Origin of the sequence: Fretibacter rubidus, from assembly GCF_041429785.1 — a bacterium.
Classification (GTDB): domain Bacteria; phylum Pseudomonadota; class Alphaproteobacteria; order Caulobacterales; family Maricaulaceae; genus Fretibacter; species Fretibacter rubidus.
This window is the reverse complement of sequence record NZ_CP163423.1, coordinates 2,582,754-2,597,745: the sequence shown is the minus strand read 5'-3', so window position 1 is coordinate 2,597,745 and position 14,992 is coordinate 2,582,754. Positions and strand designations below refer to the sequence as shown.

Annotated in this window: 13 protein-coding genes; 11 read left to right on the top strand and 2 right to left on the bottom strand. The window is 51.4% G+C overall.

The genetic code is table 11. The annotated features are described in order from the left end of the window. The first annotated feature begins 14 nt into the window (after positions 1-14). The 10 genes from AB6B37_RS11915 to rpmG all read left to right on the top strand — a co-directional run bounded on the left by AB6B37_RS11915 (position 15) and on the right by rpmG (position 11,648). Positions 15-1,730 (top strand): stimulus-sensing domain-containing protein, encoded by a 1,716-nt coding sequence (locus AB6B37_RS11915; protein ID WP_371396032.1) that lies wholly within the window; start codon positions 15-17, stop codon positions 1,728-1,730. Positions 1,731-1,838: 108 nt separating this feature from the next. Continuing rightward, positions 1,839-2,243, top strand: coding sequence for a PTS sugar transporter subunit IIA (locus AB6B37_RS11910; protein ID WP_371396031.1), 405 nt, complete (start codon positions 1,839-1,841; stop codon positions 2,241-2,243). Next, a complete protein-coding gene (locus AB6B37_RS11905; RefSeq protein ID WP_371398450.1) occupies positions 2,243-2,545 on the top strand; it encodes an HPr family phosphocarrier protein in 303 nt (100 codons plus the stop codon). Before AB6B37_RS11910 ends, AB6B37_RS11905 begins: the two co-directional genes overlap by 1 nt. Continuing rightward, a complete protein-coding gene (locus AB6B37_RS11900; RefSeq protein ID WP_371396030.1) occupies positions 2,542-2,958 on the top strand; it encodes an energy transducer TonB in 417 nt (138 codons plus the stop codon). The genes AB6B37_RS11905 and AB6B37_RS11900 overlap by 4 nt, the downstream gene beginning before the upstream one ends. 118 nt (positions 2,959-3,076) lie before the next feature. Next, positions 3,077-4,144, top strand: a complete 1,068-nt coding sequence (locus AB6B37_RS11895; RefSeq protein ID WP_371396029.1) for a mannose-1-phosphate guanylyltransferase/mannose-6-phosphate isomerase — start codon at positions 3,077-3,079, stop codon at positions 4,142-4,144. 140 nt (positions 4,145-4,284) lie between these two features. Next, positions 4,285-5,637 (top strand): phosphoglucosamine mutase, encoded by a 1,353-nt coding sequence (gene glmM, locus AB6B37_RS11890; protein ID WP_371396028.1) that lies wholly within the window; start codon positions 4,285-4,287, stop codon positions 5,635-5,637. A 132-nt stretch (positions 5,638-5,769) separates the two neighbouring features. Next, positions 5,770-8,223 (top strand): ATP-binding protein, encoded by a 2,454-nt coding sequence (locus tag AB6B37_RS11885; protein WP_371396027.1) that lies wholly within the window; start codon positions 5,770-5,772, stop codon positions 8,221-8,223. Positions 8,224-8,283: 60 nt separating this feature from the next. After that, positions 8,284-10,620, top strand: a complete 2,337-nt coding sequence (gene rnr / locus AB6B37_RS11880) for a ribonuclease R (RefSeq protein ID WP_371396026.1) — start codon at positions 8,284-8,286, stop codon at positions 10,618-10,620. A 16-nt stretch (positions 10,621-10,636) separates the two neighbouring features. Beyond that, on the top strand, positions 10,637-11,383 hold the full coding sequence (locus tag AB6B37_RS11875) for an NUDIX domain-containing protein (protein ID WP_371396025.1): 747 nt from the start codon (positions 10,637-10,639) through the stop codon (positions 11,381-11,383). Positions 11,384-11,480: 97 nt separating this feature from the next. Next, positions 11,481-11,648 (top strand): 50S ribosomal protein L33, encoded by a 168-nt coding sequence (gene rpmG, locus AB6B37_RS11870; RefSeq protein WP_371396023.1) that lies wholly within the window; start codon positions 11,481-11,483, stop codon positions 11,646-11,648. 78 nt (positions 11,649-11,726) lie between these two features. Here the strand turns inward: rpmG and AB6B37_RS11865 are convergent, their stop codons facing one another. After that, the gene (locus AB6B37_RS11865; protein ID WP_371396022.1) at positions 11,727-13,088 is read right to left on the bottom strand and encodes a PleD family two-component system response regulator; all 1,362 of its coding nucleotides are present in this window, start codon (positions 13,086-13,088) and stop codon (positions 11,727-11,729) included. 11 nt (positions 13,089-13,099) lie between these two features. After that, positions 13,100-13,477: a response regulator gene (locus AB6B37_RS11860; RefSeq protein ID WP_371398449.1), complete on the bottom strand. Its 378-nt coding sequence runs from the start codon at positions 13,475-13,477 to the stop codon at positions 13,100-13,102. Between the two features lie 209 nt (positions 13,478-13,686). Here AB6B37_RS11860 and AB6B37_RS11855 point away from each other — a divergent pair, with 209 nt between their 5' ends. Further along, on the top strand, positions 13,687-14,988 hold the full coding sequence (locus AB6B37_RS11855) for a DNA polymerase IV (protein ID WP_371396021.1): 1,302 nt from the start codon (positions 13,687-13,689) through the stop codon (positions 14,986-14,988). Positions 14,989-14,992 lie beyond the last annotated feature (4 nt).

Sequence of the window (14,992 nt, the reverse complement as noted above, 5' to 3'; positions counted from 1 at the left end):
GCGCGGAGCCGCTGATGGCTAGTTCCCAAAAAAAAGGCGATGCGCACAGTTCGCACAAAAGAACACCGCGTAAAGACCGACGCCGAGGGCCGCGTCGGTCTATTTTTGCGTCGCGTTTAACGCGGGCGATTTTTCTGTCCAATCTTTTGGGGCTGATCATCCTTATCGGCGGTGCACTCACCATGCACCGTGTGCAGGATGAGCTTATATTAGAAAAACAAGAAAACCTGCGCACATTATCGGCAACTATTTCCCAAATTATGGCCGATAGTGCCACAGGTTACGGCTTATCTGCGCAGCTTGATGAGGACAAAGCCAAAAGCGTCTTGCGCGGCGTGAACTTGCCCGATGATTGGCGCGTGCGCCTGCATGATCGTTCCGGTCTATTGCTCGCCGATAGCGCGCGGCTGGAAGACGGCATCACCATGTCTGCGCTCGACCCTATTGTTGAGGACCCGCCAGAGCCTGAATGGCAAGATGTTTGGCGTGATAAAATATTTACCTGGACCAAAGATACGCTTCATGCGCTGCCTTGGCGTGTGCGCGAACGCGAGCGTATGCGGCGGGACTTAAAAGCCGATATTCGGAACTCACTAAACGGGGACGTGACAGCGGCGGCTTATTATACTGATGAAGACGCGCTTATCGTCAGCGTATCCGAGCCTGTGCGCCGCGTGCAGCAAGTACTGGGTGTTATTACGCTGGAAACTGACCCAATCGATGATCTTGTGACAGTGGAACGTAAAGCGCTGGCCCCAATTATGGGCTTGGCGATATTGGCGTCGTTGCTGTCGTCTCTGGCGCTTACCCTATTTATCGCGCTACCTATGCGGCGACTAGCGCGCGCGGCGGAACTGGTTGGGCGCTCTCGTAAAAAGAAAGACGCTATTCCTGATTTGTCCAGACGCCGCGATGAAATTGGCGATTTATCCGTTGTCATGGCGGATATGACGGCGGGGCTATATGACCGGATTGATGATATTGCCAATTTTGCCGCTGATGTTGCCCATGAAATTAAAAATCCACTGACGTCACTGCGCTCAGCCTCTGATACCTTGCGCGGGGCGCGGACAAAGGCACAGCGCGAAAAACTTCTCGATATTATCGAAAACGATGTCGCACGTATGGACAGGCTTATTTCTGATATTTCTAAGGCATCTAAAGTCGACGCAAACCTCGCCAAAGATGTGGCGGAAACTGTCGATGTGACTGAAATCCTCGCCAATCTCGCGGGTTTTTACAATCAATCGCATGTGGACGGTATGGCCAATGTGGCCTTTGACGAAGCGTCCGTCTCTCAACCTCTGTTTATTCGCGCGTTTGAGGCTCCGTTCGCCCAAGTGCTGCGTAACCTCATCGATAATGCCCTGACATTCAGCCCGGCTGGCAGCACGGTGACCTTGCGTGCCGAAGGGATTGAGGACCTAAGCGGCGGCCGTCCGCAAAAACGTGTCGTGATTACCGTGGAGGATGAGGGGCCAGGTATTCCGCAAGGTAATTTAGAAACCGTCTTTGACCGATTTTACACCGAACGTCCGCGCGGCGCGCAATTTGGGTCTCATTCTGGCTTGGGGCTTGCGATTTGCCGCCAGATTGTCACGGCGCATAAAGGCTATATCTATGCCGAGAATAAAGCGGATAAGGACACGGCAGCAACGGGCGCTCGGTTTATTATCAATCTACCCCGCCAAACACGGGGTGGTGCGCCATCTGCCCCGCGCCGCAGCTAATATCGGCTTGCGCTAGCGCCGCTGAAAATAATTCCCAAATGTCGAATTTTTATCTTTCCAATGACGCATATTCTTGATTAAGTGAAAGACCTTTTTGCGGAGTTGCTTGTGATTGGTTTAGTCATCGTCACACATGGTCAATTGGCCAAAGAATTAAGGCACGCGACAGAACATGTCGTGGGGCCACAGGATAAATTAGCGACCATTTGTATTGGCCCTGATGATGATATGGAACGCCGCCGCGATGAAATCAGGGCGGCCGTAAAAACCGTTGGTGCGGATAAAGGTGTTATACTTCTCACTGATATGTTTGGTGGTACACCCTCAAACCTCGCTATTTCCATGCTCGCCCCCGGGAAAGTCGAAGTCGTGGCAGGGGTTAATTTACCTATGCTGATTAAATTATCCGAAGCGCGTGCGACGTCTAACTTGGGGGAAGCCGCAGAAAAGGCCCAAGATGCCGGACGGCGTTATATTGCCATTGCGTCCAAAGTTTTAGCTGGGGACACGTAATCGATACCGCGGCGACAGATGGAATTTCAAAACGCGTCACGCTGATAAATAAACGCGGGCTGCATGCACGTGCCTCAGCGAAATTCGTCTGCCTAGGAGAGACTTTCGATGCCGAGATCGAAGTGACCTCTCATAATGATGTGGGCGCAGAAACCGTTGTTGCCGACAGCATTATGGAGCTTTTAATGCTAGGGTCTGCGTGTGGTGAGGATATCACAATTGCCGCCAAGGGAGCTGACGCGCAACAGGCCGTCGATGCTTTGGCTGCCTTGGTCAATGATCATTTCGGAGAAGGGGAATGAGGCTTGCGATCATATCCATCTTTGCTGCTACCGCACTGCTAGCGTGTCAGACATCTGATACCTTTAACCCTAAAAGCCAGTATCCGCCCGACCCATGGGTGAAGGGTTACTCTAATCCTGACGACTGTTTGGGCGGCGAAAAGCTGGCAGCCATAGATTTTGCCTTACCGGATTACCCCCGCCGGGCTTTTAATAGTGGTCGTCAAGGCTGGGTAATTGTGCGCCTTGATGTTGATGCCACGGGAAATACTGAAAATGTTACGGTCGAACGCGCAATTCCTGACGCGCTATTTCCTGGCAATGCGCGTGATGCTGTCCAAAAATGGCGGTTTGAGCCCCCCAAAGACGGCCCCCTACAAAATTGCCGTGTGCTTATCCGCTATAAATTTGGCCGGGTCAGCTTAGGCGCCTAAGTTATCCGTGATTTCCGTCACAGACGCCGAATTGAAAACGGCACATATTGTGCATGGCGTTATCTTATTGTAACGCAAGACAATTCACACGACGCATTGAAAATTAGGGCCTCCGACTATGTCACATATTATTCCCGTTATTATGTCTGGTGGTGCGGGTAGCCGCCTTTGGCCATTATCGCGCCGCGCATATCCAAAACAACTTTTACCGCTCATTGGTAATCAGACCATGGTGCAACAAACGGCAGAGCGCCTCTCGGGTGAGGATTACGGTGACCCTGTGTTTATTTGCAATGCTGACCATGCTGCGCCGATTACAAAACAAATGGGGGATATGAACCGTGATGTAGGGGCTATCATTACAGAGCCGGTTGGGCGCAATACCGCCCCGGTTGCGGTCGTGGCCGCGCTGCACGCCCAAGCCATGGGCGCAGATAATTTAGTCTTACTCGCGCCTGCTGATCACTACGTCACAAACCCGCAAGCCTTTCGCGACACTGTGTCTAAGGCTGTGCCCGCTGCGCGTTCAGGCAAGCTTGTGACCTTTGGGATAACGCCAGACGGGCCCGAAACAGGATACGGATATATAGAGCAGGGTGCAGAGCTATATGACGGTGTCTATTCTGTTGAAGCTTTTCGTGAAAAACCCGATGCACAGACCGCACAAAGCTATATCGATAGTGGTAATTTTGCGTGGAATGCAGGCATATTTTTATTTTCTCCAGCGGCGTTTTTGTCAGAGATTGCCAAATTTGCTCCTGATATTGTGGCGGCGGCAACGCGCGCGTTTAATGCCGCTAAGCGGAAGAAAAACCGCGTTGATTTAGACGCCGTCAGCTTTGCCGACTGTCCACCCGAATCGATTGACTATGCGGTGATGGAAAAGACGAAAATCGCGGCTGTTGTGCCCTGTGATATTGGCTGGAATGATATTGGATCTTATACGGCTCTGCATGACGTTCGCAAAGATGAGCACGGCCTGTCCGTGCCGCCAGCAACATTTAGCATCGGCGCGACTAATTGCTTAGTTGAAACTGACGGTCCACGCGTCGCTTTGGTGGGTGTTGATAATGTTGGTGTCATTATCAACGACGGCATTGTGATGGTTGTCGCGCTCGATAAAGCGCAAGATGTTAAAAAAGTCGTCGATCAGATTAAAAAAGACGGCGAAGCGTCGCTTCTTTAAAAGGCCCTATTTGATAAGCTGAATCTCTCCCTAGTTTTGCCAAATTTCAAAGCTATAAGATAAACACAGTCAATTGCAGACTCGCCCCATTTAGGCGCGAGTTTTGCATCACCCACAGCCCCGAACGGAGCTTAAAGATAATGAAAAAAAACTATTTCGGAACGGACGGTGTTCGCGGCAAAGCCAATGTCGATAAATTAACACCTGATAATGTCATGCGTCTTGGTATGGCGGCGGGGAAATATTTCTTACAAAATGATGTTGGACGTCACTCCGTTTGTATTGGGAAGGATACGCGTCTATCTGGTTATATGATTGAAAATGCACTCGCCGCAGGGTTTATATCTGTGGGAATGGACGTCAATTTGTTTGGGCCATTGCCCACATCTGGCGTGTCGTTAATGACGCGAACTTTACGCGCGGATATGGGCGTGATGATTACGGCGTCGCACAATAAATATGAAGACAACGGATTTAAATTTTTTGGGCCTGACGGGTTAAAGCTCTCGGATTCTGCTGAAGCCGCGATTGAAGAGATTAGTCAAGAGAAATGGAAAGAGGGCCTCGCTGTTGGATCAGATTTGGGACGCGCGCAACGCTTTGAAGGGGGGCAGAGCCGCTATATTGAAATTGTCAAAAATACATTTCCGCGGGACATGCGCTTATCGGGTTTAAAAATTGTCGTCGATTGCGCCAATGGTGCCGCCTACCGCACTGCGCCCAAAACGATGTGGGAACTTGGTGCTGACGAGATTATTGCAATTGGGGTCGAGCCTAATGGCCTGAATATTAACAAAGATTGCGGTTCCACGGCGACAGACTTGATGTCTCGCACTGTTGTCGAACAGGGTGCGGATGTGGGTATTGCACTTGATGGTGATGCTGATCGCCTAATTATGTGCGATGAAAAAGGCACCATCATTGATGGCGACCAATTGCTTGGCCTCATCGGGACGGGCTGGAAAAATAGCGGGCTGTTGTCGCGCGACGGTATTGTCGCGACCGTCATGTCAAATTTGGGGTTGGAGCGTCATTTAGATGATGCAGGGCTTGAGCTTGTGCGAACACAAGTCGGTGACCGTCATGTGTCTGCGCGCATGCGCAAAGACGGCTATAATATTGGCGGCGAACAATCGGGCCATATGTTAATGACCGATTACGCGCCAACAGGCGACGGCACAGTTGCCGCCCTACAGGTGTTAGCCGAAATTGTGCGCCAAGACCGCCCCGCGAGCGAAGTGCTGAATGTATTTGAAGCTGTGCCGCAGCGCCTAAAAAATGTGAAATATAGCGGCAAGTCGCCTATGGATAATCCGCTGCTTCTTGAAGCCATTAATGATGCGAAATCTGATTTCGGCAATACAGGCCGGGTCTTAGTACGAGCCTCTGGCACTGAACCGCTCATCCGCGTTATGGCCGAAGGGGATGACATGGGTAAGGTTGACCGCATTACCGATCAACTGGTCGAGGTTATTCACGGGCTTTGCGCTTAGCCGAGCGCTCAGCTTTAGACGCTGAAAATCACATCTTTTAAAATTGGGCGCATCACTGTAAGCGGTAATTTGCGCGCCACGTTGATATTTTGTCGACATGTTTAATTCTGCGGCGCGATTGGGGAATGTGACGTGCCATCTTTGTCTACAGATGTAACACTGATTGCTGTGACCGCTGGCTGCGTTTTGCTGGCGATATCTGCCTTAATATATGCTGCGCGTGTGCGGCTGGCAAGCGCTGGTGGGGAGCGGTCTCGCTGGAAGCGGCGTGCCACGGATCTGGACCAACGCCTCGCCAGCATGGACAGTGTATTTAGTAGTTATCCAGGCTTGATATTAGTCTGGGACGAAAGCATCGCACAATCTCGATTAGACCAAAAAAGCTCTGATTGGGGTGATCCGCGCATGTATGGTTCGCCCGCTGCGCTCGCATCTGTCGCGCGCTTTGCTGAAATCGGAAAACAAAAAGGCTTTGCGACCCGTATTTTGGATAGCCTCGCCGATATGGATACAATTGGCGAGGTTGAACCACCGCTAACTTTGCGTGCAAATCTTACCAATCTGCGCACATCGGGGCGTCCGTTTTCAGTGTCTATTGTTTTGCCTGGCGGCAATGTGATCGAAGCTGACGGCCGTCCAGCGGGCCGCCAAGTCGTGCTATGGTTGGAAGATGCCTCTATTCGCGGCGAAGATGAACGCACGGCAATCAACCGTTTTGAGACCCATAGGCTGACCGCCAAAGCTGACCCTATTGCGTTTGTCGAAATGATGAGCCGCGCGCCTTTTCCCCTGTGGCGCATGTCGGGTACGGGAACCATTACGTGGGTTAACGATGCCTATATAGAGGCCGTTGGCGGCGAGACCCTTGATACCGTGATAGACGCGCAAACTCATTTGGACGACCAAGCCAAAGATCAATTAATGGCCTGTCTTAATTCGGGTGAGGGGTCAGAAAATATTCGCCCTATTGTTATTAACGGGACGCGCAAAGCGGTCAATGTGTCCGTCTTTCCCGTCTCTGGTGGTGCGGCGGGTATTGCGATGGACGCATCCGAAGCGGATAAGCTCCGCGAATTGCTGACCCGTCATATTCGCTCCCATGACGAGCTTTTAAATACAATGGAAGAAGCCATTGTGATTTTTGGCGCGGATAAGCGCATGTCCTTTCACAATACGGCTTTTGCGAAGTTGTTTAAACTTGATGATAATTGGTTTAACGACCGCCCCGGTCATTCCGAATGGCTTGATAGTATTCGTGAGCGCCGACTGTTGCCTGAACAAAGTGATTTTGCAGGATGGAAAGCGGGTGAGTTATCGCTTTACACTGATTGGCCAGACGAAATGCCGCCAGAAATTTGGTCGCTACCCAATGGTAAAACGCTACGTCTAGCAAGGCTGCGTGACCCGCGCGGCGGAATTAGTTTGCTGTTCTCTGATATTACCCAAACGGTAACTTTGCAGGGGCAGCTGGGTACGTTGATTAATGTGCAAAAAACAACGCTTGATAAGCTTTCTGAGGGTATTGCTGTTTTTGGAACCGACGGACGACTGAAAATTTTCAATGCCGCATTTGCGCAAATGTGGAATTTAGACAATGACACGCTGGGCCATAATCCGCGTTTTCATGACATCACAGAGGATTGTCTGCCGCTTTATCATGACAAGGCCTTTTGGTCAGAAATGAAGGCGCGCACCACGGACCCTGACCCGCAAGTGCGCCGCCATGTTGACGGTGAAATCCGCCGCTCTGATGGTAGTGTTCTGACATGGTTATCAAGGCCGCTACCAGACGGAGCGACGCTCATCGCTTGGGATGATGTGACCCGGGCCCGTCAAGCCGAAGCGGCGCTGCTGGAACGTGCCGAAGCGCTAGAGCAAGCTGACCGTCTAAAATCTGAATTTGTTGGTCATGTAAGCTATCAATTACGGACGCCACTGACCACGATTTCGGGCTATGCCGACTTTTTGCAAGGTGGGGCGGCGGGTGAGCTATCTGACAAACAATCAGAATATATTTTTGCCATTCAAACCGCGTCAGAGGATTTAGAAAAAACCATTAACGACATCCTCGATATTGCCGCGATTGACGCCAATGTGCTCGATTTAGATCTGGGCGATGTGAATGTTTACGCCATGCTGGATAACGCGCTCGACTATGTTGGTACGAAAGCGGAAGACACAAAAATTGCACTGAAGCTCAGCTGTCCAGACGATGTTGGCATCATCCGTGCCGATGAAACACGGCTGAAACAAGTGGTCTATAATTTGTTGTCAAATGCGCTGCGTTTCACAAAACCGGGCGGCACGATTGTGCTGGGCGGGGCGAAGGCTGACGGCGGCGGCGTCAGTATTTACGTCAAAGATGACGGTGTCGGCATCCCCTCAGAACGCCAACCTCAAGTCTTTGAAAGTTTCCGTTCATCACGCGGCGGCACGGGCCTTGGCCTCGCCCTTGTGCAGCGCTTTATCGAGGCCCACGGCGGCTGGGTCGAACTTGAGTCCGAGGAAGGCGAGGGGACCCACGTGACTTGTTACCTTCCCAAGGAAGCCCCCATTGATAATGCCGCGCCAGAGCTGGACTTATAGTCACGGGTCGCGCCCGCTATTGCCCCTATCATAGCGGGCAAAGCGCGTTATAACGCAGTCATGACAAAAACCCCTGATAATGCCAATAACAGTGATGCCCGTGCGCAAATCACGGCGCTGATTAAATCCAAACCAGACCGTATGACCCGGCGTGATATTGCTCGCGCGCTAGGCATCAAGGGGGATGATCGCCGTGAGCTTCGGGCTGAGCTTCGCGCGATGGTCGAGGATAAAGTGCTATCCCTATCCAAGGACAAGACCTACCGCGTCGCGGGGGACTTACCGGGCGTAATGGTGATAAAGGCTGTGCGTGTGGATGATGAAGGGGACCTTATCGGGGAGCCTGACCGCTGGATGGGCGCTGGCGATGCCTCTGATTTTATTATTCGTGAAGGCCACGTCGGGGGTAAAAAATCCAAAGGCCTTGGCGGTCAAGTAGGCATCGGTGACCGCGCGCTGTGCCGCATTAAAACCCAAGGCGATATGCATATTGCCGTAGTGATGAAGCGCCTTGGTTCTGGCCCGTCAACGCATATGGGTATCCTCTATGAAAGCGGTCGCGGATGGCGGGTAAAGCCCGTGGATAAGCGCGCGCGTGATGAGCTTCGTGTGAAACGTGTGCCAGACGGCACAGAAGGGGCGCAGCTTGTTTACTTTCGTGCGAGCAGCGGTCCGCGCGGCAAACGCGATGATCATTATGGCCGCACCGCAGAGATTGTTGAGTTTCTAGGCTCTGCTGACGATCCGAAAGCGGCATCTTTAATTAGCCTTCGTTTTCATAATATCCCGCTAGGGTTTTCAGATGCTGCCGTGGAAGAGGCAAAATCGATGTTTGTGCCTACCCTGTCAAAGCACCGTGAAGATTTACGCAAAATTCCGCTGATAACAATTGACCCTGTTGACGCCAAAGATTTTGACGATGCGATTTATGCCTCCCCTGATGATGACCCCAAAAATAAAGGCGGCTTTGTGCTGTGGGTCGCGATTGCGGATGTGGCGGCCTATGTCACGCCGGGCAGTGCGCTTGATATTGACGCCGAGAAAAAGGGTAATAGTGTTTATCTGCCTGACCGGGTTGAGCCGATGCTGCCACATGAATTGTCTTCTGATATGTGCTCTCTGCGCCCGCATGAAGACCGCGCCTGTATGGCCGTCAAAATGCGTATTCGCGCGGACGGGACTAAAATCGACCATCATTTTACGCGCGGGCTTATGCGCTCTCATGCACGGTTGACTTACGCCCAAGCCCAAGAAGGTTTCATGGGTAATCCGGGTGAGGCAGCAGCGCCCGTTATGGATATATTGGGCCAAATATTTGACGCCTATCAAGCCCTTAAGATTGCGCGCGCGGCGCGTGCACCGCTTGCGATTGAACTACCAGAGCGCAAAATTAATATCGGTAAAGACGGGCGGGTCGAATCTATTGTCGTCAAAGAACGTTATGACGCACATAAGCTTATCGAAGAATTTATGGTCAATGCTAATGTCGCCGCCGCAGAAGCTTTGGACAGAGCAGGCATGAGCACATTGGTGCGTATTCACCAACCGCCTGAGCGCGAACGGCTGCAAAGCCTGTCTGACTTTCTCCCCGCTGTGGGCCTGAAATGGGCGATTGGTGAAAAAGCCAGCACCGCGCGGTTTAATACGCTGCTAGAAAAAGCGTCCAAAGATGACCTGTCTGAGACCGTCGGCATGGCCGTACTGCGCAGTCAAAGCCAAGCTTATTACGGTGCTGATATGGGGGGGCATTTTGGTCTGAACTTACGCTATTACGCCCATTTTACCTCGCCTATCCGGCGTTACGCCGATTTGGTTGTGCACCGCGCGCTGATAAAGGCTTTTGATTTAGGCGAGGACGGCACAACGGAGCGCGAAGCTCTACGCCTGCAAGAAATAGGGGAGCATATCAGCACGACTGAGCGCCGCGCTATGGCGGCAGAACGTGACGCTAAAGACCGTTATATTGCCGCCTATATGGAAGGGAATGTTGGGGCTGAATTTCACGCCCGTATTTCTGGCGTGACCAATTTCGGATTGTTCCTAACACTGGACGATACGGGAGCAGACGGCCTTGTGCCTATCCGCACATTAGGCCGGGAGCGCTTTCATTTTGATGAAAAGGCTAAAAAACTGGTCGGTGAAGAAAGCGGCGATACCTTTGCCTTTGGTCGCCGTGTGAAAGTACGCCTCAAAGAGGCGGATCCAATCACGGGTGGCTTGATGTTTGAAATGGTCTCCAAAGGCGAAGCTGGAAAGCCGCCAAGCCGCAGCGCGCGGTCGCGTTCGGGGGGTGGTTACCGTGGTAAACCCACCAATAAACACCGTAGTAAAGGTGCCAAGCATAAAGCGGCTAGACGTAAATCTGGCAAAAAACCATCTGGAAAATCGACGACCTAATGGGTAGCTTCATCCTATGAAATATAACGTTAAACGCGTCGAACTTACTGCGAAAGAAAAAGCATTACGGGATGCTTTGCCGCGCGCGGTGAAGCCGAAAAAGGCGGCAACCCTTTTGCTGTGGCAGGGCGAGCGCGATAATCCACGTATTTTGATGGGGCAACGCGCGGGGCGGCATGATTTCATGCCTGATGTTTACGTTTTTCCGGGCGGACGTGTGGACCGCGGGGATAGCTATGTGCCTTACACGGGTGATTTGTCGCCGCGTACGGAAACGGTGCTAGAAGCGGCCAATTCGCCCCGTCAAGCGCGTGCAATCGTTTTGGCAGCCGTGCGCGAAACATGGGAAGAAACGGGCCTAATGCTGGGGCGCAGCACAAAGATGTCGCGCAACCCCCGCCATGAAAGCTGGCAAGCGTTTTATGATGCAGGTCTGACCCCAGATCTGAACGGCATAGAGGTCATGGGCCGCGCCACGACGCCGCCGCGCCGTCATAAACGATTTGATACGTGGTTTTTCGCGCGTGAATGTCAAGATGTGAATTTGGACGCGGTCAGCGATAGCCGCGAGCTGTTAAATGTTGGTTGGTTCACTTTTGACCAAATAGATAATCTTCCGCTCCATACTGCCACAGAAACTATGTTGCGGGTCATGCGAGATTTCCTAAGCCAATCCCGCCCGCCTGCGCGCGTGACCTATATCCGCAAGCAAGGGAAGGCTTTTATCTCTGACCCTTTCCCAAATGACAGCCCGCTTGATTAACCAGTTTTTACGCAGATAGAGCGCAGGACAGTGTTGACAGCCGCGCGAAGGTCTATATACGGCGATTTCAAAATTAATTTTCGAAAGGGCGTGAGCCATGGCGAAGCCAACCACCATTAAAATCCGTCTAAACTCGACGGCTGACACAGGTTACTTCTACGTGACCAAGAAAAACGCGCGTACAATGACTGAAAAAATGGTCAAGCGTAAATACGACCCCGTTGTCCGCAAGCACGTCGATTTTAAAGAAGGCAAAATCAAGTAGGTCTCCCTGCCCATTTTGCATGAAGCAAGCCGCTCCGTTATGGGCGGCTTTTTTCTTGGGTGGTTTATAACAGGGGCGTTAAGCCGCCTTTGGTTGTTCGCTGCCAAAGACGCAATTGCGACCTGCGTGTTTGGCGCGGTACAGTCCCGCATCTGCGCGTTTTAGGGCCTCACGCATATCTTCGTCTTTAAAGACTTGGGATACGCCTGCGCTTGTCGTGATGGTGAGGGCTTCGCCGTCAACATATATGGGCGTGCCTGCGATTAGCGCGCGGATACGGTCAGCGGCTGCAACAGCTTCAGCCTCTGTTGTATTGGGCATGGCGACCATAAATTCTTCGCCGCCGTAACGGCTAACAATATCCACGGCCCGCATGTTCGTCACCAGTCGCGCTGATACTTCGCGCAAGATATGATCGCCCATGTCATGACCCAAAATGTCATTGACCCGTTTGAAATGGTCAATATCAAAAACAATAACAGAGAAGGGTATCCCTCTCGAATTTAGCGCGTCAATGAGAGGATCAGTGGAGCGCTCAAAGAAGCGGCGATTACCCAATCCCGTTAGCGGGTCAGAAACCACCATGTCGAGGTTTTCGTTAAAGTTTTCGCGCAGGCTATCAGCGTAAAATTTACGGCGAAGTTGTGAGTTTATGCGAGCCATAAATTCTTGCGTTTCAACAGGCCGCATAACGGTGTCATTGATTCCAATGTCATAGGCCCGCATAAGGCGCGCTTGGTTTTCAGGATCATCAATGGCCAGAATTGGCGTCTCGCGGCTTTCTTGGTTAAAGCGCAGCGAGGCACAAATCCGAAGGCCGTCAAACCCATTTGAGACAAAGGATACGACAACGGCGTCAAAATTCCCTTTGGCGCGTCGCACGGCTTTTACAGGGTCTGTCTCGACTTCAACGTCGTGATATTCTGACAATGCCGTCACAAGTTTTTCAATATGACGCGGTTGATCATGGACCATTAATACGCGGCCACGCTTACGGTTGATCTCTTGCAATATGGGCCGTGAGTTACCGACAGTATGCCCTGTATGGCTAAGCAATTGGTCTGTGACCATTTTGAGGCGTAACAGTGATTTCACGCGGGTCAGCATATTGAAATCATCAATGGGCTTTGTAATGAAATCATCCGCCCCCGCCTCTAGCCCGCGAATACGGTCTTTGGTCTGTTCTAGCGCTGTCACCATCACCACAGGAATATGCCATGTTTCTGGATCGCCTTTTAACACAGCGCACGCCTCAAAGCCGTTCATGCCGGGCATCATCGCGTCCATTAAAATGAGATCGAGTCGTTCGCTTGCTGCGATTTTTAAGGCTTCTTCGCCGCTACGCGCGGTCAGGACATCATAATATTCAGCCGCTAGCTTGGCTTGAAACAAATGAAGATTGGGGGCGAGGTCGTCAACGACTAGGATTCGGGCGCTCATTATAGCGCGCCTTAAACTTTGGCTTTATCTGCGAATTTACGGACCGTTGCCAAGAAATTAGCAACGGTAATCGGTTTGGCGATATAGGCTTCGCATCCGCCTTCACGGATCCGTTTTTCATCACCCTTCATGGCAAAGGCGGTAACGGCGACGATTGGAATATTCGCAAGTTTTTCGTCGTCTTTAATCCATTTTGTGACTTCTAGGCCCGATACTTCGGGGAGTTGAATGTCCATGAGGATTAAATCAGGATTATGCTTGCGGGCTAGGGCGATAGCTTTCAGGCCTTCACGCGTTTGCACAACGTCGTAACCATGCGCTTCGAGCAGGTCAGAGAACAATTTCATGTTCAATTCGTTGTCTTCGACTATGAGAACCTTTTTGGGCATGATACGTAGCATCTTTTCATTCACCTTTTGCCGGGCTGTCTTATCTTAGCAGCCCTTTGCGTTAGTCAGTTTATAGCGCAATATCCTTAATCAAGGGTGTGGACGCCGTTAGGATTTTATTTACAGAACATAATAAGAACATAATAAGAACATTATAAAGATTTTATGAAGACCCCAATTAAAATATACTGCACGGATAGGGCCGTTTTGTGACGTCAAATTTGACCGCATTATGCCGTGATTGTACCGCGCCGATATCATGCTTGCCTTGTGCGACGTGTGGGGGGCGACGCTCTTTAAGCCATCCTGAGCTTGACACGCTGTCCATAGCGCATGTGGATTGTGATGCATTTTACTGCTCTGTTGAAAAACGCGATGATCCGAGCCTCGCCGATAAACCTGTTATTGTTGGCGGTGGTACGCGGGGTGTAGTCTCTGCCGCCTGTTACCACGCGCGCATTTACGGCGTTCGCTCAGCAATGCCGATGTTCAAAGCCTTGAAAGCTTGCCCGCAGGCTGTGGTGGTGCGCGGCAATATGGACAAATACGCTTATGAAGGTCGGCGTATTCGCGCGATGATGGCGGACCTAACGCCATTAATAGAGCCTTTATCCATTGACGAGGCGTTCTTGGATCTAACAGGCACAGAACGTCTGCATGGGCGCACACCTGCGCAAAGCTTACTAGGTCTACAAAAACGTATTTTAGACGAGGTCGGTGTGACCGTTTCCGTGGGGTTGAGTTATAATAAGTTCCTGGCCAAGACAGCGTCAGATTTAGACAAGCCCCACGGATTTGCCGTATTAGGTCATCACGACGCGCAAGACTTTTTGCGCGATAAACCCGTCGGTTTTATTTACGGTATTGGGCCTGCCTTTGCCAAAAAGCTAAATGCACAGGGTATTCAAACCATTGCTGATGTGCGCAAATTGGGTGACAAAGATATGGCGCGGCGTTTCGGGGATTTAGGTCTGCATCTATCACGCCTCTCGCGTGCCGAAGACAGCCGCCGTGTTAATCCAGACAGTGTACGAAAATCGGTTAGTGCAGAGACGACCTTTAATTCAGATATTTCTGATTTAGAAACACTGAAAGACCGCCTGTGGGTGATTTGTCAAAAAACATCTGATCGTGCCAAAGCGCTTGATACGGCGGGACGCGTGGTTACGTTAAAACTAAAATCCAAAGACTTTAAGACGGTGACACGGCGGCGCACACTGAGCCAACCTGTACAGCTAGCCGATACCATATTCAAAGCCTGCGAACCTTTGCTAGAAGCAGAATGTAATGGTCGGTCATTTCGATTAATTGGGGCCGGTATTTCTGATCTAGGTAAGCCTGTGGGCGACAGCGGCGATCTCTTAGATCCACAGGCTATTCGGCGCGGTCAGGCCGAACGCGCATCCGACAAAGCACGAGAGAAATTCGGAACGGCCGCAATTATGACAGGGCGAGCGCTACGGGCTAAGGTGCAAAAAAATCAATCCCGCGCTGTTAAAAAAGATCAGTAAAAGA